The 23,528-nt window shown below is 37.6% G+C and carries 15 protein-coding genes; 12 read left to right on the forward strand and 3 right to left on the reverse strand.

The features are described 5' to 3' along the window. Positions 1–1,702: 1,702 nt before the first annotated feature. From thiC to ACFIMP_RS00600, 9 genes are all read left to right on the forward strand, one after another. Complete coding sequence (gene thiC / locus ACFIMP_RS00560) at positions 1,703–3,538, forward strand: phosphomethylpyrimidine synthase ThiC (RefSeq protein WP_375645487.1); 1,836 nt, start codon at positions 1,703–1,705, stop codon at positions 3,536–3,538. Beyond that, positions 3,535–4,485: an FAD-dependent oxidoreductase gene (locus tag ACFIMP_RS00565; RefSeq protein WP_375665962.1), complete on the forward strand. Its 951-nt coding sequence runs from the start codon at positions 3,535–3,537 to the stop codon at positions 4,483–4,485. Before thiC ends, ACFIMP_RS00565 begins: the two co-directional genes overlap by 4 nt. A gap of 3 nt (positions 4,486–4,488) precedes the next feature. After that, complete coding sequence (gene thiS, locus ACFIMP_RS00570; RefSeq protein WP_273791115.1) at positions 4,489–4,686, forward strand: sulfur carrier protein ThiS; 198 nt, start codon at positions 4,489–4,491, stop codon at positions 4,684–4,686. A gap of 4 nt (positions 4,687–4,690) precedes the next feature. Beyond that, positions 4,691–5,464, forward strand: coding sequence for a thiazole synthase (locus ACFIMP_RS00575; protein ID WP_375612963.1), 774 nt, complete (start codon positions 4,691–4,693; stop codon positions 5,462–5,464). Then, complete coding sequence (locus ACFIMP_RS00580) at positions 5,461–6,066, forward strand: thiamine phosphate synthase (protein WP_375611199.1); 606 nt, start codon at positions 5,461–5,463, stop codon at positions 6,064–6,066. The genes ACFIMP_RS00575 and ACFIMP_RS00580 overlap by 4 nt, the downstream gene beginning before the upstream one ends. Next, complete coding sequence (locus ACFIMP_RS00585) at positions 6,057–6,815, forward strand: hydroxymethylpyrimidine/phosphomethylpyrimidine kinase (protein ID WP_375613049.1); 759 nt, start codon at positions 6,057–6,059, stop codon at positions 6,813–6,815. The genes ACFIMP_RS00580 and ACFIMP_RS00585 overlap by 10 nt, the downstream gene beginning before the upstream one ends. 444 nt (positions 6,816–7,259) lie before the next feature. Then, positions 7,260–8,099: a uracil-DNA glycosylase gene (locus ACFIMP_RS00590; protein WP_273791211.1), complete on the forward strand. Its 840-nt coding sequence runs from the start codon at positions 7,260–7,262 to the stop codon at positions 8,097–8,099. 73 nt (positions 8,100–8,172) lie between these two features. Next, a complete protein-coding gene (pepN, locus tag ACFIMP_RS00595) occupies positions 8,173–10,800 on the forward strand; it encodes an aminopeptidase N (protein WP_375612964.1) in 2,628 nt (875 codons plus the stop codon). A 286-nt stretch (positions 10,801–11,086) separates the two neighbouring features. Next, positions 11,087–13,408 carry a sensor histidine kinase gene (locus ACFIMP_RS00600; protein WP_375620708.1) on the forward strand — a complete coding sequence of 774 codons (2,322 nt, stop codon included), beginning with the start codon at positions 11,087–11,089 and terminating at the stop codon, positions 13,406–13,408. On the opposite strand, the gene ACFIMP_RS00605 is transcribed toward ACFIMP_RS00600, so the two are convergent. Further along, positions 13,405–13,929, reverse strand: a complete 525-nt coding sequence (locus ACFIMP_RS00605; protein ID WP_375611196.1) for a methylated-DNA--[protein]-cysteine S-methyltransferase — start codon at positions 13,927–13,929, stop codon at positions 13,405–13,407. The genes ACFIMP_RS00600 and ACFIMP_RS00605 overlap by 4 nt on opposite strands. Before the next feature lie 817 nt (positions 13,930–14,746). On the opposite strand from ACFIMP_RS00605, the gene carB reads away from it, so the two are divergent. From carB to ACFIMP_RS00620, 3 genes are all read left to right on the forward strand, one after another. Further along, positions 14,747–18,232 carry a carbamoyl-phosphate synthase large subunit gene (gene carB / locus ACFIMP_RS00610; RefSeq protein WP_375612966.1) on the forward strand — a complete coding sequence of 1,162 codons (3,486 nt, stop codon included), beginning with the start codon at positions 14,747–14,749 and terminating at the stop codon, positions 18,230–18,232. 247 nt (positions 18,233–18,479) lie between these two features. Beyond that, positions 18,480–18,689: a cold-shock protein gene (locus ACFIMP_RS00615; protein WP_012754908.1), complete on the forward strand. Its 210-nt coding sequence runs from the start codon at positions 18,480–18,482 to the stop codon at positions 18,687–18,689. A gap of 322 nt (positions 18,690–19,011) precedes the next feature. After that, positions 19,012–20,214, forward strand: coding sequence for a pyridoxal phosphate-dependent aminotransferase (locus ACFIMP_RS00620; RefSeq protein WP_375612967.1), 1,203 nt, complete (start codon positions 19,012–19,014; stop codon positions 20,212–20,214). 1,162 nt (positions 20,215–21,376) lie between these two features. Here the strand turns inward: ACFIMP_RS00620 and ACFIMP_RS00625 are convergent. Beyond that, a complete protein-coding gene (locus ACFIMP_RS00625; RefSeq protein ID WP_273791217.1) occupies positions 21,377–22,282 on the reverse strand; it encodes a LysR family transcriptional regulator in 906 nt (301 codons plus the stop codon). 42 nt (positions 22,283–22,324) lie between these two features. Then, positions 22,325–23,281 (reverse strand): thioredoxin-disulfide reductase, encoded by a 957-nt coding sequence (gene trxB, locus ACFIMP_RS00630; protein ID WP_375685890.1) that lies wholly within the window; start codon positions 23,279–23,281, stop codon positions 22,325–22,327. Positions 23,282–23,528: the final 247 nt, after the last annotated feature.

The following is a 23,528-nucleotide window of genomic DNA, read 5'->3' on the forward strand; positions in this document are numbered from 1 at the left end:
ACGCTTTTCATAACATTAGTATTAATGCTTTCTCTTCTAATGTATAATGTAACCACCTCATCTGATGTTACTTAATATCTTGTTTTGTTGCTTTGCTGTTGTTATATAATTATTTTTTCAATTTTGCATCTTGTTGCAAAATTTATAAATACTTCCAAAATTTTTCTTATTATGGATTTCATATAACCATTACTGAATGTAATAACTTATCACCCACATAGAAAGTTTCTGACTTAAACATTATCTTTTTTTATTTTTTCAATAGTTTAAATCTATCTCGTCGATATTTTATACCATATATTTTAAACAAAGAAATTCTATCTTTTAGCTATCATTTGTATTAAAACTTTAAAAATTAGCTTCAAATTTTTTGCATGCTTCATTATGTTTTTATTCACATGCAGATACTTTGTTCTATTTTATTCAATTGATTTCTGAAATTGTGTCACAAGATTAGCACCAATGTTTTTTTGAACAAGCTTTTGTTCAATCTAAATACATCATAGAGAATATATTCAATATGGCTATTTCCTCACGCTTTCATTAAACTGAAAATGAAATACTTTGAAATACTAAAGAAACACCTCACACCTTCACAAAATTTGAAGGTTGTATCCGATCCGGAAAAAATTAAAAAGCATAACCTAGCGCCCTCCCCCAATTTTTATGAACAATATCCTTGTTTTTTAAACGCCCCATAACCAACTTTTCCCCTCCCACACTTAGCACACCTGCCTCTATATATTATTATATGTATATCTTTTTTGCAAGAACAATAAATCATTCTAAACAACATCTTGCAATTATTGGTGTTCTTTTTAATTCATGGCAATATTATTTTTATAATAAAGATTAGGTATTGTTTCACGCTTTTGTTTATCGCATTCTTAATGGGAACATCCCCCTCATAAAGAATAAAGTACCCCAAACAAAATATAATGATATTGCATATTACGCACTTTTTAAGAAATATTGCTCAAAATATACTCCTTTCATTTTACGACAGCGCACGTCAATGATACAATAGCAAGCCATTATAGATCATCAGCTTTAAGCTTTTGAAGATACAAGTGGAATCCATCATACATTTTGTTGGCTCCCACGTTTTGACAGCCTCACTCTTAGAATGTTCATTAAATGACATTTGGCTTCCTTTCTTCAAGTGCTTTGCCCCATACGCTCCCACTTATGACGTGCAAGGAAGTGTTTTTATACGAAAAGATATATGATGAGAGGATCTTATGGTATTCTGAGTTATTATTTTAATATGAAAAAAATCTCAATCAAAGCCATAAACTATCTACTTTTCCCTGATAATCCGTTTTTAACTTTATTCTGGTTTATAAAAGCTTCAATATCATAGTTTATCACTTCATAATATCTATTTTCACTCTTAAAAACACACCAAAATCGTTTAAAATATATTTTTATGATTGACAATATAGATATTTAAGCCAACCATATTCGTATTAACAAAAATACTTCAAGTGGGAGGAGGCATGCAAATATTAGAATAGATATTGTATCAGTTTTTCAAAATAACTTTTCTTGAGCTGTATTGGGTTTTCTTTGCTACAAAGCAATACTATCCCTATTCATCTGAATGCTCGTGATTGATAATTTGAATACATCTCCATTAACATCGTAACTCCATTAACATCGCAACCTATTTTTGAACTCCGTGTCTATAAGGAAAAAGTTTGTGCAGAAAAATACTCCATCAATCAGTTGTAGCCCCTTTCCCGCTTCACGCAAAATTTATCAACAGAGCCTTCTCTTTTCTGATGTGCGCGTACCATTGCGTGAAATTTCACTGGCTGATGGCAGTGGTGAAAAACCTTTAAACGTCTACGATACTTCTGGCCCCTACACAGATAAAGATATGATCATTGATATTACAAAAGGCTTGCCGGCAATTAGCTTGCCTTGGCTCTCTAAGCGGGATGATACTGAAACTTATCCTGCACGATTAGTTAAACCTGAAGATAATGGATTGACTTCTGATAAAAACCTTACACCAGCCTTTAAGCAAAAACGTTCTATTTTACGAGCAAAAAATGGCAAAGCAATTACACAAATGGCTTACGCACGCGCAGGCATTATTACCGAAGAAATGGAATATGTGGCTATACGAGAAAATGAAGGATTAGTAGTAAAAGAACGGCAGAATGTACCATCAAATGAAACATTTGCTGGATCAATACCAGAAATTTATACTGCGGAATTTGTTCGCAATGAAATTGCTTGTGGACGCGCCATTATTCCACAAAACATTAATCATCCAGAGTGCGAACCCATGATTATTGGGCGTAATTTTCGTGTTAAAATTAATGCTAATATTGGCAATTCAGCAGTAACTTCATCTATGGAAGAAGAAGTTGATAAAATGGTTTGGGCCATTCGCTGGGGAGCAGATACAGTTATGGATCTTTCTACAGGTCGAAATATTCACAATATTCGTGAATGGATTATTCGAAATTCTCCTGTGCCCATCGGAACAGTTCCTCTTTATCAAGCTCTCGAAAAAGTACAAGGTATTGCCGAAAACTTAACATGGGATATTTTCCGTGATACCCTTATTGAGCAAGCAGAGCAAGGAGTTGATTATTTTACCATTCACGCAGGATTAAGATTACCATTTATTCCTATGACCATTGATCGTGTAACAGGTATTGTTTCACGAGGCGGTTCTATTATGGCAAAATGGTGTCTCCATCATCACAAAGAAAGCTTTCTCTATGAACATTTTGATGAAATTTGTGATATTGCAAAAACATATGATATCTCTCTTTCATTAGGAGATGGGTTACGCCCTGGCTCTATTGCCGATGCCAATGATGAGGCCCAATTTGCAGAGCTTAAAACCTTGGGAGAATTGACAAAAATTGCTTGGAAAAAGGATGTACAGGTTATGATTGAAGGACCAGGACATGTCCCAATGCACAAAATTAAAGAAAATATGGAGCAACAATTAGATCTTTGTCATGAGGCGCCTTTTTATACTTTGGGACCTCTTACAACGGATATTGCTCCTGGTTATGACCATATTACATCAGCAATTGGTGCCGCTATGATTGGATGGTTTGGAACTGCTATGTTGTGTTATGTAACACCTAAAGAACACCTAGGACTCCCCGATAGGAATGACGTAAAAACTGGTGTGATCACTTATAAAATTGCTGCTCATGCCGCTGATCTTGCAAAAGGTTTGCCCAGAGCACAGTTGCGCGATAATGCTCTTTCACGTGCACGATTCGACTTTAGATGGCATGATCAATTCAACCTGTCGCTTGATCCAGAAACAGCTTGTACCTTTCATGATGAAACAATGCCGAAAGATGCCCATAAATTGGTGCATTTTTGTTCCATGTGTGGACCAAAATTCTGTTCTATGCGTATTTCCCATGATATTCGTGAGGCAGCCGCAATAAGAAAAACAAAAGGGGAAGGTATGATTGCCATGGCCGAAAAATATCAGAAAAATGGTGACCTTTATATGGAAATTGTTCCTCCTCAAAAAAAGAAAGTAAATAGTTGAAGAACATTCTTATCAAAGGTGCAGGTGTAGGCGGCTTAACAGCTGCCTTTATGTTACAGCAAAAAGGTGCTTCTGTTACTGTATCAGCCCCCCCTCATTCACCTATAGGAAGTGCTAGTTGGTATGCAGGAGGAATGCTCGCACCTTACTGTGAAAGGGAAAGTGCAGAACAAATTGTTGAAGATCTTGGTGTACAAGCTATACAATGGTGGCGTAAAACGCTCCCCAACCTTGTCATACAAAAAGGCACTTTAGTGGTTGCACCTACACGAGATAGAGGAGAGCTTGAACGATTTTCTGTGCGTACGCATAATCACAAAACTATAGATAATACAGAAATAGCTCATCTTGAACCAGATCTTGCTGAACGTTTTAACTGTGCGCTCTTTTATGAAAATGAAGCCCATATTGATCCTCGCAAAGCACTTATGGCTTTAAAAGAAAAGCTTCTCAACAATGGAGCCTGTTTTGTTGATGTAGAGAAGGCTGAAAAAAATTTTGATATTGTTATTGATGCGACAGGAATAGCACGTTTAGGAAAAGATAAAAATATACGGGGCGTACGCGGTGAAATGCTTCTCGTGCGCTGCACCGATATTAAAATTTCGCGTCCAATTCGTCTTCTTCACCCACGGTTTCCTCTCTACATTGTACCTCGACAAGATAATATTTTTATGATTGGTGCAACGATGATTGAAAGTGACTTTGATGGTGCAATCTCTGTAAGATCAATGATGGAACTGCTCAACGCGGCTTATACTTTACATCCTGCTTTTGCTGAAGCAGAAATTATTGAATCTGGCGTTGGTGTTCGTCCATGTTATCCTAATAACTTCCCTTCTGTGCATAAAGATGGTAACTTTATTTCTATTAATGGATTTTATAGACATGGTTTTCTGTTGTCTCCAGAAATGGCAAAACGAGCAATGAAATTGGCATTGGAATAAAACATGCAAATATTTGTTAATGGTGAAACAGTCCAAACAGAAGTTATGACTCTCGGTCTCTTGCTTGAAGAATTGGGGTATGAAGGAAATTGGCTTGCAACTGCTGTTAACGCTGAAGTTGTTCCCATAGATGCACGAAGCCAATTTGTCTTGCATGAAGGAGATAAAATTGAAATTTTAAGCCCAATGCAAGGAGGCTAAAATTATGCTGAATCTTTATGGACGACAATTCTCTTCCCGTCTTCTATTAGGTACAGCGCAATATCCTTCACCAGCAATCCTTCGTGATGCTATTCATAAATCGAATACGGAAATTGTAACTGTTTCCTTGCGCCGTGAAACTGCAGGTGGAAAACAAAGTGGACAATTTTGGAAATTTCTTCAAGAACTTGGGGTAACAGTGCTTCCTAATACTGCTGGTTGTTATACTGTTAAAGAGGCCGTAACCACAGCCCAATTAGCAAGAGATCTTTTTAAAACGGCTTGGATTAAACTCGAAATTATCGGTAATTCAGATACCTTACAGCCAAATATTTTTTCCTTAATCGAAGCTGCTCAAATTTTAAACAATGAAGGTTTCAAAATTTTTGCCTATACAACGGATGATCTCATTGTTGCTGAAAAACTTTTTGACATTGGTTGCCGTGTTATTATGCCTTGGTGTGCTCCTATTGGTTCTGCCAAAGGACCTCATAATACTGATGGATTGCGTTCTATCCGTGCTTACCTTCCTGATGCTATTCTTGTTATTGATGCCGGCATTGGACGCCCATCACATGCCGCCATTGCGATGGAACTGGGTTATGATGCAGTACTGCTTAATACCGCAGTTGCTAAAGCAGCTGATCCTGTTTTGATGGCTGAAGCATTTTCTAAAGCTGTTCAAGCAGGACGTATGGGATATAAAGCTGGCATGATCGAAGCACGCAATGTAGCAGTCCCTTCAACACCAATCATTGGAAAAGCGGTATTTTCATGAAACTGGATCCATTTTACCTCATCGTTGATAACGCTGATTGGATTGAACGTTTGCTTCCTCTTGGTATCAAGCTCGTACAATTGCGTATGAAACATGAAAATCAACAAATAATCCGTCAACATATTAAGCGTGCAAAAAACATATGCAATAAATTGGGAGCACAATTAATTATTAATGATCATTGGGAAATAGCAATTGATGAAAAGTGTAATTTTATTCATCTGGGACAAGAAGACCTAAGCAATGCTGATCTTCACGCAATTCGTAAAAGTGGTATAAAAGTTGGTCTTAGTACACATGATGAACATGAATTGGATATCGCACTCTCTGCTAATCCTGAGTATATTGCACTTGGTCCTATTTATCCGACAATCTTAAAAAAAATGAAATGGATGCCGCAAGGACTAGAGAAAATCAAACAATGGAGAAAGCGGATTGGTGCTTTACCTTTGGTGGGTATTGGTGGTTTAACACCAGAACGCGCAGTTGGTGTTTTAAAAGCAGGAGCAAATAGTGCTGCTGTTGTGACTGATATTATCCTCCATAAAAAACCTGAAGAGCGTGTACAACAGTGGATAAAAGTGACACAAACATGGCGTTGATACCTTCCATTCTTATTGTTGCGGGCACTGATCCAACAGGAGGTGCTGGTATTGTTCGTGATATAGAAACCTCTGCGCATTTTCAAATAAAAGCAAATTTAGCAATTACTTGTGTTAACGTACAAGATGATAATCGCGTTGTCGAAATCATTCCAATGCGTGGAGACCTCGTCGCTGCGCAAATGCGTGCTGCCCTAGAAGCAAATCCAATAAGCGCAATAAAAATCGGTATGACGGGGACAAAAGCAATTATAGCAGCAATCTGTAACGTACTCAAAGACTATCCCCATGTTCCAGTTATTTGGGACCCTGTACTTGTCGCTTCATCAGGAGGAAAACTAATAACGGAAGCAATCATCGACACGATGATCGATAAACTGCTTCCTCATGTTGATCTTTTAACACCGAATAGAGAAGAACTCGCTCTTCTTAGCCAAAGTCCATTGGCATCTCATGATAAGCAAGCAATACAACAAGCAAAAAAACTTTTGTCATTGGGAGCTCGCTCTATTTTAGTAAAAGGGGGACATGCGGAGGGTCCTCTTGCAATTGATAGCTTCATTGACAAAACTGAAGTCATAAATATCTCTACTCCACGTTTAAAAGGAACAATGCGAGGAACAGGTTGCATTCTCTCAAGCGCTATTGCAGCGCATTTAGCATTAAATGAACCTCTCATTTCAGCTGTAAAAAAAGCAAAAGAATATATCCACACATTGCTTTTAACCCATTGTAAAAATAGTTTATAATGTCTTAGTATTTTTCTCATATAAAAGTAATATTTATATATTCATTAATATATTTATTTTTTAATAAAAATTATTTAAAAAATATAATAATAAAAATTTATACTTTATTTTATAAATAAAATACTACAAAAGTAACTTTCATTAAGTATTAAATATAGAATATAATGATAACAAATATTATAACACCACTTGCATTCAGTAAAAAAATCTTTTATTATGAATGCGTTTAGTCTGTTTAAAAAGTTGAAATAGCGCAATTTAAACAAATTGTACATTTAAAGATGTATATAATCGCGAACATTCGCATTTTACGATTTGCCTTTTTTGTGAAAAGAGAGAATCCTATCAGCGTTCTTATACATTAATGGCTAGCGAATACATTTAATAAAACTTGAAGGATAATTTTGTTTGATCTATAATCGCTAGATCATTAGAAAAAGTAAAATGTTAAATCAAACGCCGTGCTCAATTTCCTATGAAGAACTCTTAAACTTTTATAAAGAAAGTGGTGCGGATGCCGTTCTGACGGATTTCCCTATTGATCGTTTTAAGCAGTCTGCTTGTTCAGAGAGAAAATTAATATCTGTCGTGAACATTTCTCATAATCAACAAGCATCTCCCAAAACATCTCCAACCGTAAAATTAGATCATCATCAGCTGCATAACTCTAGGACTATACAAAATGAATCCACAGCTATAGAGAGTGCAAAAAGTGCAAAGACACTTGATGAATTAAAATCTGCTCTCCTTGCATTTAATGGCTGTTCATTAAAATTGACAGCAAAAAATACCTGTTTTTCAGATGGAACAGCAGGAAGCCCCCTGATGCTTATAGGCGAAGCACCAGGACGAGACGAGGATATACAAGGAATTCCTTTTGTGGGAAAAGCCGGGATGTTGCTTAATAAAATCCTCGCATCAATTGGTTTAACAAGAAATAATGTTTACATTGCCAACACTATTCCTTGGCGTCCGCCAGGAAATCGTACACCAACACCAAGAGAAGTTGCCTTGTGCCGCCCTTTTATTGAACGGCACATTTATTTAGCGCGTCCTCGTGTTCTTATAGCACTGGGAGGTGTTGCTGCACAGTTTCTTACTGGATCTCAAAATGGGATTATCCGAACAAGAGGGAAATGGCATATCTATGAAAGCGAGGATAATATAAAAATACCTGTTATGCCAACTTTCCACCCAGCTTACCTTCTTAGAACCCCTAGTCAAAAGAAGCTTACATGGATAGACTTCTTAGAAGTAAAAAATCGCCTCGACAGCCTTTTGTAATTCTTTAATCCTATCTTGCTTCTAAAATTAACACACCCTTCTTTAACTCTTAAAATACAAATGGGAAAAAACTATGAAACAGCCAATAACATCTATTTATCGTTTGGAAGACTACCAACCAACCCCTTACGTTATCCCTAAAACACAACTTTCTTTCCAATTGGCACCGACAAAAACCTATGTTACAGCCATATTGTCTATTGAATCCCGTCACGATACAAAAGAATTAACACCTCTTATTCTTTCTGGTGATGATCTTACTTTAATTTCCGTTTCTATTAATGATGAGATATTAGCTCCAAACACTTATAAAGTGACGCCTTCACGTTTAGAAATTACAACGCCACCAACGGCTCCTTTTACATTGAAATTGGTTACAGAACTGAATCCTGAAAGCAACCGCCAACTTATGGGGCTTTACCTTTCAAATGGTGTTTATTGCTCACAATGCGAATCGGAAGGTTTTCGTCGTATTACTTATTTTTACGACCGCCCAGATGTTCTTTCTACCTATAGAGTGAAAATTGAAGCAGATACCCAAACAATCCCAATCTTGCTTTCAAATGGTAATCTGGTGGAAACAGGAACTTTAGAAAATAATCGCCATTTTGCCATTTGGGAAGATCCTTATCCCAAACCATCTTATCTCTTTGCTTTAGTAGGTGGAGATCTTGATAAGTTAGAAGACCATTTTACAACTGTATCTGGACGACGTATCGAGCTTGGTATCTATGTAGAAAAAGGAAAAACCGAACGCGCAACCTATGCAATGGATGCTCTTAAACGTTCCATGCGTTGGGATGAACAATGTTTTGGGCGCGAATATGATCTTGATGTTTTCAATATTGTTGCTGTTTCCGACTTTAATATGGGAGCAATGGAAAACAAAGGCCTTAACGTTTTTAATGATAAATATGTTCTTGTCGATCCTGAAACAGCAACCGATCAGGATTATAGAAATGTTGAACGTGTCATTGCACATGAATATTTCCATAATTGGAGCGGTAATCGTGTTACCTGTCGCGATTGGTTTCAACTCTGTTTAAAAGAAGGATTCACTGTTTATCGTGATCAGGAATTTTCATCAGATCAAAATGTACGCAGCCTACAGCGAATTGAAAATGTAAAAGCATTAAAAGCAACGCAATTTGCAGAAGATGCAGGACCTCTTGCGCATCCTGTGCGTCCTCGTCAATATAGCCAAATTAATAATTTTTACACAACAACTGTTTATGAAAAAGGTGCTGAAGTTGTTCGCATGATACGGACTATTTTAGGTCCTACTCTTTTTCGTAAAGGCACTGATCTTTATTTTCAACGTCATGATGGACAAGCTTGTACAATTGAAGATTTTATTACCTGTTTTGCTGAAGTGTCTGGTCAAGACTTCTCCCAATTCATGCTATGGTATGAACAGGCAGGAACACCCAATGTAGAAATCGATAGTCATTATAGCGATGGTGTTTTAACAATTCATGCAAAGCAACATATTCCCGTTACCCCACAACAAAAAACAAAAAAGCCCATGTTTATCCCTATCGCTTTTGGACTCCTAGGACCTAATGGAGAAAACCTCACCTATGAAGCAGATACAGATATTCAATCAGATGTTATGCTTTTATCCAAGGAAAGCCAAACCTTTACATTAAAGGGACTGCGTGAAAAACCCGTTTTATCACTGCTGCGAGACTTTTCAGCACCAATCATTCTACACACTCCATTCAATGAAAGAGAACTTATTTTTCTTGCACAACATGATGACAATCACATCAATCGCTGGCAATCTCTTAATCATTTAATGACGCAAGCTTTGATTCAAAGCATTCAAGATAAAACACAAGAAAAAGCAACACTTCCTTCTGCTTTGCTAAAGCTGATTGAAACGATTATAACAGATGAAACCTTAGAGCCTGAATTTCGTGCCTTCTGTTTAAATTTACCTAGTGAAGTTGAGCTTGCTCATACAATCGGTAAAAATATTGACCCAGATCGTATTCATTATGTCCGCAATCAGTTTTTAGTTTCACTTGCACAAACTCATCAAGAGCTCTTAACAAAATTCTATGGACAAATGCAAACCCAAGAGCCCTATTCACCAAACACTGCACAAGCTGGAAAGCGAGCATTAAAGAATATCATACTGGATTACCTTTCCATTGCTGAAGCCAATCCAAATCGAGCTGCTATACAGTATGCAACAGCTGATAATATGACTGACCGTATGGCGAGTATCGCTGTTCTCGTGAAGCGTTTTAATGAAAGTGAGCAGGCACAAAATGCCTTAAATGATTTTGAAAACAGCTATCAGAATGACCCTTTGGTCATGGATAAATGGTTTTCTATTCAAGCAATGGTTGCTGGCACATCAACACTCGAGAATGTTCAAAAGCTCATGCAACATCCGCTGTTTTCACAAGATAATCCTAATCGTGTACGTTCTCTAATCGGTGTTTTTGCCTCTAACAATCTCACGGGCTTTAACAGGATGGATGGAGCATCTTATCATTTTCTTTGCCAAGTTATTTTGGAAATTGACAAAAAAAATCCACAGCTTGCTTCACGATTATTAACAATGATGCGCTCTTGGCGACAATTAGAACCTATTCGACAACAAAAACTTGAAACTGAATTAAAAATGATTGCTGCTGCGCCAAAATTATCAAGCGATGTTGCTGATATCATCAACCGTCTGCTTACTTGAAACAAAAAATTATTTTAAATCAATATGCTATAATATTTTTTAAAATAAATTCTATAAACTATTCGATCATCATTAAATCTATAAACAGGCAATCTAAGCCTGTTTATAGATCACGTTTAAAGTACTTTTTTCTTTTCATATTCCAAAATCATAAAAGTAAAATTATTTTTTTTTAAAAAAAGACTGGACAGAAGACTCCTGTTTTGATTCATTGCACTCGATGGGGTTACTATGAATATCGAAGCAGTTTTTAAATCACATTATTCCAGAATTAAAGGAACGCGAGATGGCTAAATTGGACGCATATAATGCGCCAAGGGAGGTGTATGCTGATTCAAAATCAAGCGCTCAAAGTCGCAAGGAGCGGACAGAGCGTACCAATCTGTTTTCTGGTTCTGCCTATAAAAAACTTCTTTTTATTGAACCTTGGCTGCGACGTTCACTCCCATTTGTAATTCTTGCATTTCTTGTTATACTAGCAGCAATCCGTTTCCTATCAATCTATGATTGGCGCAACACAATTGATAAAAACACGCATTCTACCATCGCTCTCTTAGCTTCTCATATTACCAATACAATCGACCGTGACTTACTTGCCGCCACTCGACAAGGAAAAGCTGCTGCTCTTTCTCATAATCATTTACAAAATATCCTGACTAATTTTCGTAACAAAGGTTTTATAAAAACCAGCGCTGTTATTGCTATTGTCGATCAAAAAGGCAATGTCCTAGCTTCATCAAGTTCCGAGATTGTCTTAGGAAAACCCTTACAGAATTTTACCTCTGAAAGCATTACTTTACAAGCTCTAGGAAAACATGCTGGAATCATGAAAATTACAATAGGAAAAGATATTCCTGCTCTCGCTTCCTTTCAGCAAACAGAAAATGGACAATATGGGGTATTCATCAGTGAAAAAATGCAACATATTTACATGGAATGGCGGAAAGCTCTCTCGTTAAATATAACCATGTTCATTGGAACTAGTGGCGTTATCCTTGCTCTTCTTTATGCTTATTACAACCAAATTGTACGAGCACGCAAAACAGATCTTGTTTCAGAAAAAATTCAAAACCGTATTGATATGGCAATGATGCGTGGACGCTGTGGACTATGGGATTGGAATATGGCAAGTGGACGCGTCTACTGGTCACGAGCAATGTACGAAATGCTCGGCTATGTCCCTCAAGATGCATTGCTCTCAATTTCCCAAATTAGCGCCATTATCAATCCAAATGATGCGAATTTTTTTGACCTTGCTCAGGAATTAATGAGCGGTAAAAAAAAGCATATCGATATTAACGTTCCTATGCGTCATGCTGATGGTCATTATGTATGGATGCGCATTCGTGCCGAAGTTACTGAAGAAGAAGAACCCCATTTGGTTGGTATTTCCTTCGATATTAGTGAACAGCAACAATTGGCTGAACAAACAGCGCAAGCCGACCTTCGTATCCGTGATGCGATTGAAAACATTTCAGAATCTTTCGTCTTGTGGGATGCTGAAGGACGTTTAGTCATGTCCAACAGCAAATTTTGCGAATATGCCGCTATTCCTAAACAAATTCTCCAATCAGGTATCCAACGTGCAACCGTCGAAGCCATGGCACGCCCTGCACTCAGTGAATATCCCCTTAAAGATGATGGTACTGGTAACTTAACCAGTATTCGCCAAACGGCAGATGGTTGTTGGCTCAAAATTAACGAACGACGAACCCAAGATGGAGGATTGGTTTGTATTGGTACTGACATTTCTGAGCTTAAACAACAACAGGAAAAATTTGAAGACAGTGAAAGGCGTCTTTTCTCTTTCATTCAAGAACTCAAGCGCGCGCGAGGGAGTGCTCAACAACGCGCAACAGAAGTTGAAAAACTTAATAAAAGTCTGAAAGCAGAAAAAGAACGCGCCGAAAGTGCTAATAAGGCTAAATCAGAATTTTTAGCCAATATGTCTCATGAATTGCGCACGCCTCTGAATGCTATTCTTGGTTTTTCAGATATCATGTTGCAATCGACTTTTGGTCCTCTTGGTTCACAACGCTATAAGGAATATATGCATGATATTTACAATTCAGGAACCCATCTTCTAACCCTTATCAATGACATCCTTGATATGTCAAAAATCGAAGCAGGAAGATTTACGCTTGATTGTAAAAATACCGATCTTGAGCCCATCATTAGTGAAGCAGTACGAACACTAACACCTCAAGCTCAAGAAAAAAATATTGTTGTTACAACAAACATTACCCCAGAACTTCATGCTGAAGTTGATGGTCGTGCAATGAAACAGATTTTCCTTAATCTCATCTCTAATGCCGTTAAATTTACGCCTTCTGGCGGAAATATTGATGTCTGCGCTTTCAAGAAAAAAAATAACCTTATTTTTAAAATTACAGATACAGGCGTTGGTATTCCCCAATCAGCAATTAAAAAACTTGGGCAACCTTTTGAACAAGTCGAAAATCAGCTCACTAAATCTCATACGGGCTCAGGTCTTGGATTAGCCATTTCACGCTCCTTGCTAGAACTCCACAAAGGAAAACTTGAAATTACTTCAAAAGAAATGAAAGGAACAACTGTAACGATTATAATGCCCATCACACAAAGTTAAATTTTTCCATTTTGTTCCCGTTGTAGTAAAATCTGTTTCCGTTTTTCCCCCCAACGATACCCTGAAATAAAACCATTTTTACGCACAACACGATGACACGGAATGATAATAGCCAATTCGTTACGTGCACAGGCATGAGCAACGGCACGAAAAGCTTTCGGCATACCAATACGGCATGCTAAGATCTCATATGAAATTGTTTCACCACATGGTATATCACATAATACTGCCCATACTTGTCGTTGAAAAACTGTACCATTTATATCTAAGGGAAAATTATATTTTTTTACCAGCTTAGGTGTTTCTATCATGGCTATAATATGGGCAACTTCTCTCTTAAATGTATTGTCACCTACAACTTGTTGTACATCACCAAAGCGTATCGTAAACTCCTGTAATAATTGCTCTATAGTGTCTCCTAACGCTATATGACAAATCCCTTTTTGAGACCTAGCCACCAAAAGCTTTCCTATTGATACATCTTTCAGACAGAATACTCTCGTTTGGGAAATATTCAGCATTTTAGCCTTCTTTATATTTTAAAAAGTTTTGAACATCATCCATAAAGTAAAGGGAGAGTATTCACTATCTTTTAAAAACAAACAAAATCATTCTGAAATTATCTCCTTAGCCATTGTATTAAAATACACTCTCACCTTTTTATGAAATGGAAAGATACATAGATTGACTTTCTTCCTACCCTAAGACGGAAACTTCGACCAGAGCTGATCTATCAACAATCTTGCTTTTTATATAACAGATTCCAACTGAACCCATTTGATATGGTTTATTTCATAAGCTCTCTACAGACAAATCCTGCTCTGAATTCTATCATACACTCTAACAAAAACACCTTAATGTGGTAAATTTTCATACCTTATATCACAACTCTAAACGGCAGTATTTTACGGAACAACACGATAAGCTTCCCATTTTATTTTACGAAATCCCATCGAACCATAAATAATAGCTTATGTTTTACAAGCAACAGAAAAAGCGCGTGCTCTCTTAAGCAAAAAACGTCATAAAACACAAAGAAAGTATGCCGGCAATGGATTGGAAAGATGTTCCGGCTTTTTATGCTCCACAGTATGCTTGAATATTCTAATTTGTTGGAGCACTGTTATTATTTTTTATCAAAGGTCATACTTTTGATAAACTGACGAGATGACTCAACTCAAAAAAGAAATTTATCTTCAATTTTATGAAAAAAAGCATGGAAAAGGTATTTTAATGCTTACTTTCTTTTTCACTTAACTTATAAAATGACGGTAGCCTCAGAACTAAAATATTTTGCCCGCAACAATCGCACACAGATATTTGTCATAGGAAAAAGTCATGCCCAAACGCACAGATATAAAATCTATTCTTATCATCGGAGCAGGACCTATTATCATTGGTCAGGCATGTGAATTTGATTATTCAGGCACTCAAGCCTGTAAAGCATTAAAAGAAGAAGGTTACCGAATTATTTTGGTAAATTCTAATCCTGCCACGATTATGACAGATCCAGATCTAGCTGATGCAACTTATATAGAGCCCATTACTCCTGAAATAGTTGCCAAAATTATTGCTCACGAGCGTCCCGATGCCCTTTTACCCACTATGGGAGGACAAACAGCCCTCAATACTGCTTTATCATTAAAGCGTATGGGTATTTTAGACCGCTATCATGTTGAAATGATAGGAGCCAATGCTGATGCTATTGATAAAGCTGAAGATCGTGCTTTATTCCGCCAAGCGATGGCAAAAATCGGTTTGGAAACGCCACGCTCTATGTTAGCCAATGCAACAGAACTGAAAGAAGAAAATCGCCAACAACACGCAAAAACGTGTGCTGAACTTAAAGCAAAGCTTTCTGGTGCTGCGCTTGACAAAGCACTCGAAGAACTTGAGCGCAACTGGCGACATACCGAAGCTGATCGCAAACAACATTATATCGCTCATGCAACAGCAAAAGCAGTTCAAGCTCTTGATGTTGTTGGGCTTCCAGCTATTATTCGTCCTTCATTCACCCTTGGTGGAACTGGTGGTGGAATCGCTTATAACCGCTCTGAATTCTATGAAATTATTGAACGTGGGCTTGAAGCTTCACCAACAACAGAAGTATTAATTGAAGAAAGTGTTTTAGGGTGGAAAGAATATGAGATGGAAGTTGTTCGTGATAAGAACGACAATTGTATCATCGTTTGTTCTATTGAAAACATTGATCCGATGGGGATTCATACCGGTGATTCGATCACTGTAGCACCTGCTCTCACCTTAACCGATAAAGAATATCAATGTATGCGCAATGCCTCGATTGCTGTTTTGCGTGAAATTGGTGTTGAAACGGGGGGATCCAATGTACAGTTTGCTGTCAATCCTGAAAATGGGCGCCTCATTGTTATTGAAATGAATCCGCGTGTTTCTCGCTCTTCAGCGCTTGCCTCAAAAGCAACGGGGTTTCCCATTGCTAAAGTAGCGGCTAAACTGGCTGTTGGTTATACTCTTGATGAATTAAAAAATGATATCACGGGTGGTGCAACACCAGCATCATTTGAACCTTCTATTGACTATATTGTGACAAAAATTCCTCGTTTTGCGTTTGAAAAATTTCCCGGTTCATCACCTGTCCTCACAACTGCGATGAAATCTGTAGGAGAAGTCATGGCAATTGGACGCACTTTTCAAGAATCGTTACAAAAAGCACTCCGTGGACTTGAAACAGGGCTTACGGGTCTTGATGAAATTGTGATTCCAGAGCATGCTGAAGGTGATGAAAAAAGTTCTATACGCTCCGCCATTGCCATACCAAGCCCTGATCGTCTACGCTATATTGCTCAAGCCATGCGCACAGGCTTACCCTTAAATGAGATTCACCAAATTAGCAAAATTGATCCGTGGTTTTTAGAACAAATAGCCTCCATCATTGAAATGGAGCAGCGTATCCGCATTCATGGATTACCCCAAGACGCAGATAATTTACGTATGTTAAAAGCTATGGGCTTTTCAGATGCGCGATTAGCCTCCCTTACAGGGAAAGAACCCGATTATATCGCAGCTTTACGCAAATCACTGAATGTTAAACACGTCTTCAAACGGATTGATACTTGTGCCGCTGAATTTTCTTCTCCTACAGCCTATATGTATTCAACATATGAAGTTCCCTTTGCAGGTGTAGAGCACTCGGAAGCACACGTTTCTGAACGCAAAAAAATTGCTATTTTAGGCGGTGGACCAAACCGCATTGGGCAAGGTATTGAATTTGATTACTGTTGCTGCCACGCTGCTTTTGCACTGCGTGATGCAGGATTTGAAGCGATTATGATTAACTGTAATCCTGAAACAGTTTCAACCGACTATGATACCTCTGATCGCCTTTACTTTGAATCTTTAACAACAGAAGACGTTATCGCTATTTTAGAAGCAGAACAGGAAAAAGGAGATTTGGTTGGAGTCATCGTCCAATTTGGCGGACAAACACCCTTGAAATTGGCAAGCGCTCTAGAAAAACACAACATCCCCATCCTAGGTACTTCACCTGACGCTATCGACTTAGCAGAAGATAGAGATCGCTTTCAAAAACTGTTATTTAAACTTAATTTAACACAACCTCAAAATGGTATTGCCCACTCCATTGAACAAGCACGCCTCATTGCCCACGAACTAGGCTTCCCCTTGGTTGTACGTCCCTCTTATGTTTTAGGAGGACGTGCTATGCAAATTATTCGTGATGAACGTAGCTTACAAAATTATTTACTTGAGAGTGTCCCTGAATTAATTTCAGAAGATATCAAAGTCCGTTATCCTAACGACACAACAGGACAAATCAATATATTGCTTGGTAAAAATCCGCTTCTCTTTGATACCTATTTAACAGAAGCAATTGAAGTAGATGTTGATTGTCTATGTGATGGCAAAGAAACACTAATCGTTGGTATTATGGAACATATTGAAGAAGCTGGTATCCACTCTGGTGATTCAGCATGTTCTCTACCAGTCCATACGCTCTCAAATAAAATAGTTACTGAATTAGAGCGCCAAACCAAAGCATTAGCACAAGCACTTCATGTTCGCGGCTTAATGAATGTACAATATGCTATAAAAGATGACACCATTTATGTCTTAGAAGTCAATCCCCGTGCTTCACGTACTGTCCCATTTGTTGCAAAAACGATTGGTCGCCCTATTGCTAAAATGGCTGCACGTATTATGGCAGGAGAAACGCTTCATGATGCTCTTGAAGCTTATGGTGGATTACCTTCTTTGCAAAAAAAACAACATATTGCCGTCAAGGAAGCAGTATTTCCTTTTGCTCGTTTTTCAGGTGTTGATACACTTCTTGGTCCAGAAATGCGCTCAACCGGTGAAGTTATGGGACTTGACTATGAATTTTCGCTTGCTTTTGCTAAAGCCCAACTTGGAGCTGGTGTAAAACTCCCTAAAGAGGGAACTTTGTTCGTTTCTGTAAGGGATGAAGATAAAAAACGCATCTTAAATCCTGTAAAACGTTTAACTGAGCTTGGCTTTTCTGTTGTCGCCACAAGTGGAACACAAAAATTTCTCACCGAACACCACGTTGAAGCAAAAAAAATTAACAAAGTTCTAGAGGGACACCCCCATATTGAAGACGCTATTCGTAATCGCCAAATTCAATTGATTTTTAATACAACTAGCACTGCCAGTGCCATCTCAGACTCAAAATCATTACGTTATGCAGCACTCATGCAAAATGTTCCCTATTATACAACAATAGCTGGAGCCGAAGCCGTCGTAGAAGCGATCAAAGCACTCAAAAAAAGGCACCTTGAGGTACGTTCACTACAAAGTTATTTTAGTTGAATTTTTTTCTACTTAGCAAAATGTACACTGTTTTCTTATTTTTTCTTTATATAAAAATTGATTAAGACTTGCTTTTTGTTCTAAAAACTTTTATAGAGGTTTCATCGAATTTTCGGTTACGTGACTTTCTTTCCTGTGCAATCTGCACTTTCGACGAAACTTCTCCCACCTAATTTCGATCTACAACCGTATTGAAGAAATGAAAGCTTCAATGCTCAATATAATTATATATTCTAAGGAGTTTCCTATGTCTACAGGAACAGTTAAGTGGTTTAATACAACAAAAGGTTTCGGATTCATTCAGCCTAGCGATGGTAGTGCAGATGTATTTGTACACATTTCTGCCGTCGAGCGTTCAGGTCTAAACAGTCTTAATGAAGGGCAAAAAATCTCTTATGATGTTCTTCAAGATCGTCGTTCAGGAAAATTTGCCGCTGGTAACCTTGCAGCACTTTAAAGTTTAAATTCTGCAATATTTTATTTAGAAATCTTCGTCTGTAAAGACGAAGATTTTTTTATTTTGTATAAAGCATTATTTTACCTTGTTAAAATAAAAGACTGCTTATCTCCTTTGCACAATTTATCAAACCTCTCTTATACTTCCTCAAAAACTTTCATAAAATCTACGAAGAGATTATCTTGTAAAATATCTCAAAAAAGAAGAATATAAAGCCCGTGTAAGAGTATTTTGGAAGTTTTTTATTGCATACAATATAATCTCTTATAGAATATCCTTAAAGCAATAACCATTTGTTGATATAATATAAGGATTTAAAATTATGGCTTTTATTGCCGACAAACTGTCTCGTATCAAACCTTCTGCAACAATTGCTGCTTCTCAAAAGGCCCGCCATTTAAAAGCATTAGGGCGCAATGTTATTGCTTTAAGTGCTGGAGAGCCAGACTTTGATACCCCAGACAACATCAAAAACGCGGCTATTGAAGCTATTCGAAGGGGAGAAACAAAATACCCTCCCATATCAGGAATTCCAGAATTGCGCCAAGCAATTTCTGCAAAGTTTAAAAGAGAAAATAACCTTCTTTACCAACCAGAACAAATTATTGTTGGTACCGGTGGAAAACAAATTCTCTTTAATGCATTCATGGCAACTTTGAATAAAGGAGATGAGGTCATCATTCCATCCCCTTATTGGGTTAGTTATCCAGAAATGGTCGCACTCAACGATGGTACGCCTGTCTTTTTAGAAACAAAAGCCGAATTTTCTTATAAACTCCAACCACAAGAGCTAGAAGCTGCCATTACCCCCAAAACCAAATGGTTCATCTTTAACTCTCCTTCAAATCCATCAGGTGCCGCTTATACACATAATGAATTGAAAAAACTTACAGATGTTTTAGTAAAATATCCTCATGTTTATATCCTTTCCGATGATATATATGAACATCTCACATATGAGGGTTTTACCTTTGTGACTCCAGCTCAAGTAGAACCAGCGCTTTATGAGCGTACACTCACAATGAATGGTGTTTCTAAAGCCTATGCGATGACGGGATGGAGAATCGGTTATGCAGGCGGACCACAAGAATTAATTAAAGCCATGGATACCATTCAAGGACAGCAAACATCTGGAACAAGTGTCATTTCACAATGGGCTGCGGTTGAAGCACTCAACGGGCCACAAGACTTTATTGCTAAAAATAAAAGTATTTTTCAAGCACGCCGTGATCTCGTTGTCTCCATGCTAAATCAAGCTCCTGGCATTCACTGTCCAACGCCTGAGGGTGCTTTTTATGTTTATCCTTCTTGCACCGGACTTATTGGAAAGAAAACACCCAATGGTCAACGTATTACGAATGATGAAGACTTTGCCATAGCGCTTCTAGAAACAGAAGCTGTTGCTGTCGTCCAAGGATCTGCTTTTGGACTTGGATCAACTTTTCGTATTTCTTATGCAACATCAGAAGAATTACTTGAAAAAGCTTGTATACGTATACAGCGTTTTTGCAACAGTTTAATTTAAAATTTTTAATATCATCTCTTGTGATTGTTTTTTGCCGAATGTTAGTATATCCGAGAAAATATCTGAAACTGTGTCATGGTCTAAATCTATCGACTCAGCAAAAATATCTATGAATAAACACAAAAATAGATGCTGTAGATAAAGATCAAAAAAATTTAGCTATCAAATAAATGAATCGGTCTATTATCATAAGAGATGACAAGCCTATTCTACTTTCTCCATTCAATTTATAACTCTAAAAAAGACCGAGCACTTTTAAACACAATTGCCCTTATAATCAAAGGCCCTTACAATAAAATCTCTTCTATTTCTCAGCTTCTTCTTCGTCCTAAAACGAAGAAGAAGCCACCTCCCATCGTTGTGTAAGCAATCCAGTTTCCTTTAAGTTCTATTTAATAACTACTTGATTTACTTCATAGGCTTTATGAACAAGACCTGCCTTAAATATTCACCTCACATTCTAATAAAAAGCACTTCATGTATAAGGTTTTAAATATTTTATATCACACCCCTAAAAGACAGACTTTTACAGTACAATAGAATATCCCCTCTCAAACTCCTCATTGAATTTTAGTATTCTTAAAAAAATTGTTGGATATCCACCAGTTTCGAAATTTTTTCTTTATCATCTTCCCATATATTGCAATTTCTAGGGACTCTTTCAAAAATTAAAAAAAAAGCCGGACATATGTCCGGCAAATTTGGAAAATCCTCAGAGATAAAATCAATCTGATAGATCTTCGTAAGGGAACACTCAAGAAAACGAAACTGGGAGGCAACATAATCAAGAGATAGTATTCTATGTCATTTTATAAGGAAAAGCACAACAAAGACTTAAGCGTATCTGCTATGCAATAAACACATAGCTTTAAATTTGTCTCCATCATGTACCACTCTCTTTAATTAAATAGTAAAAATGTTAACTACACCATCACACGATTGTCCATTTTTCAATATATAATAACCCTCACGGTTGCTAGCATTCATAAAAAACATTTATCCCTCTTTTCAAAAATATTTACCCGTACGAACTCCCTCCACTTTTAATGTGCAACAAATAATTTTAATTGATTCAATATAGGCAAATTTGAAACGAAAGAATATTACGGGAGTCTCAAGTTGCAAAACAGCTAATTATTCCTTATAAATTAAGATATTAATATTAAAAAGACCACTGGCGAGCTTTTAAAAAAATATAATCTCGAAAAGCATTTAACCTTGCCAAATTCTTTAAATTATAAGGATAACAAAAAAAAGTATCAAAAGAAGGAATATCAACCATATCAGGAAAAAGACGCACTAAATGCTCATCATTATTGACGATATAATCAGGAAGCACAGCAATCCCAAGATCACGCATAAGCGCATTCTTTATTGAGATGATATTGTTGATTTGTAAAACTGAAACGCGCAATGATCCATCACTTCTACCAGCCTTTTCCAACCAATTTAAACCAGACAAATAAGGTGGAACAGGTTCACCGAACGAAATAATACGATGCTCATCGAGATCAGACAATTTTTCCGGCTTTCCATAATTTGCAATATACTTTTCCGAAGCATAGACATGCATATGAATTGTAAAGAGTTTTCTTTGTATAAGATCAGGTTGTTTGGGTTGATGTAAGCGAACAGCACAATCCGCATGACACATTGTCAAATCAAGCTCTTCATCGGAAAGCAAAAGCTGAACCTGCATATCAGGATAAAGACTAAGAAATTCTGGCATACGCTCTGCAATCCACCCTGCCCCCATTCCAAAGGTCGAGGTCACACGCAAGTGCCCCGTTGGTTTTGCATAGCTTTCACTTAATTGCAAACGCACACTTTCAAGCTTCATCAAAACATCATGAGCTGTACGATAAAGAGTTTCTCCCTGTTCTGTAAGAATCAAACCACGCGCATGACGTTGAAATAAGGATACCCCAACCTCTTGTTCTAAAGCCGAAACCTGTCGTGAAACGGCTGATTGAGATAAATGAAGTTTTTGAGCAGCATGCGTAAAAGATCCCGCTTCTGCTGCAGCGTGAAAAACCCTTAACTTATCCCAATCCAACGGTGGCGCCACAATTAATTCTACCTCTATATTCTCTATGTTCTCAATGAATGACTAACGCCTGGGTATATCCAAAAACCGTTCTGCTTCCAACGCTGCCATACATCCTCTTCCCGCAGCTGTTACAGCTTGGCGGAATGTTTCATCTGTCACATCCCCAGCAGCAAAAACACCAGCAATGCTTGTTGCTGTTGAGTCGGGTGCTGTCCATAAATAGCCGCCTCGTTTTTGTTTCAGCTGTCCTTCAAACAGAGAAACAGCAGGATCATGCCCAATGGCAATAAATATGCCCTCTGCATTCACTTTCATCTCGTGACCTGTCTTAACATTTTTCAGACGTGCCCCTGTTACAACAGCGCCCATTGAATCTTGAGCTGGCAGCCCCACAATTTCTTCAACCACATGATCCCAAAGAACACGCACATTATTACAAGCCAGCAACCTATCTTGCAAAATTTTTTCTGCCCGAAACTGTCCCCGCCTGTGAACCACGCTTACACTCTTAGCCAAATGCGATAAATAAAGTGCTTCTTCAACAGCCGTATTTCCTCCTCCCACGACAATAACGTCCTTATCACGATAAAAAAAGCCATCACATGTAGCACAAGCGGAAACACCTCCGCCCATAAAGGTCTGTTCACTTTCTAAACCAAGCCAGCGCGCTTGAGCTCCTGTTGCAATAATCAGTGCATCACAAGAATATTGTGTTCCTGAATCCCCATATAAGACAAAAGGATACTTCAACAAATCAGCCTTTATAATTGTATCATAGACAATTTTTGTCCCCATATTCTCAGCTTGTTTTGCCATTTGTTCCATCAACCATGGTCCTTGAATGGGATCTGCAAAACCTGGATAATTCTCAACATCAGTTGTAATTGTCAATTGTCCCCCCTGCTGCAAGCCCGTCACCAAAACAGGCTTAAGCATTGCTCTTGCTGCATAGATCGCCGCTGTATAACCAGCCGGACCTGAGCCAATAATCAGCAGACGAATACGCGATTGTACCATTAAATCCCCTTCACTTTATTATAAATTAATTATTCTATAAATGATAACGGAATGCAGCCTTTTAAAAAAATATTTTTCAAGAGCCCTAATTATGTTATGTATACTTCTTTTCAAGTTTTATGAAAAGGTCTGATTACTAATTCATCAAGGCACGCTAATGTTAAGAATTAATCCTTATCCTATAAAGAGAAAAATGTAACTTCTTATGAGCACAAAACCATAATAAAAAGAGATACAAAGATAGGGA

Source organism: Bartonella sp. AP65SXKL (assembly GCF_042195725.1).
Classification (GTDB): domain Bacteria; phylum Pseudomonadota; class Alphaproteobacteria; order Rhizobiales; family Rhizobiaceae; genus Bartonella.

Excerpts from the sequence above, each read along its gene's own strand:
- pepN (WP_375612964.1), top strand. The coding sequence starts at position 8,173 with ATGAAACAGCCAATAACATCTATTTATCGTTTGGAAGACTACCAACCA.
- ACFIMP_RS00580 (WP_375611199.1), top strand. The coding sequence starts at position 5,461 with ATGAAACTGGATCCATTTTACCTCATCGTTGATAACGCTGATTGGATT.
- ACFIMP_RS00620 (WP_375612967.1), top strand. The coding sequence starts at position 19,012 with ATGGCTTTTATTGCCGACAAACTGTCTCGTATCAAACCTTCTGCAACA.
- carB (WP_375612966.1), top strand. The coding sequence starts at position 14,747 with ATGCCCAAACGCACAGATATAAAATCTATTCTTATCATCGGAGCAGGA.
- ACFIMP_RS00615 (WP_012754908.1), top strand. The coding sequence starts at position 18,480 with ATGTCTACAGGAACAGTTAAGTGGTTTAATACAACAAAAGGTTTCGGA.
- ACFIMP_RS00600 (WP_375620708.1), top strand. The coding sequence starts at position 11,087 with ATGGCTAAATTGGACGCATATAATGCGCCAAGGGAGGTGTATGCTGAT.
- ACFIMP_RS00605 (WP_375611196.1), bottom strand. The coding sequence starts at position 13,929 with ATGCTGAATATTTCCCAAACGAGAGTATTCTGTCTGAAAGATGTATCA.
- ACFIMP_RS00575 (WP_375612963.1), top strand. The coding sequence starts at position 4,691 with ATGCTGAATCTTTATGGACGACAATTCTCTTCCCGTCTTCTATTAGGT.
- trxB (WP_375685890.1), bottom strand. The coding sequence starts at position 23,281 with ATGGTACAATCGCGTATTCGTCTGCTGATTATTGGCTCAGGTCCGGCT.
- thiS (WP_273791115.1), top strand. The coding sequence starts at position 4,489 with ATGCAAATATTTGTTAATGGTGAAACAGTCCAAACAGAAGTTATGACT.
- ACFIMP_RS00590 (WP_273791211.1), top strand. The coding sequence starts at position 7,260 with ATGTTAAATCAAACGCCGTGCTCAATTTCCTATGAAGAACTCTTAAAC.
- ACFIMP_RS00585 (WP_375613049.1), top strand. The coding sequence starts at position 6,057 with ATGGCGTTGATACCTTCCATTCTTATTGTTGCGGGCACTGATCCAACA.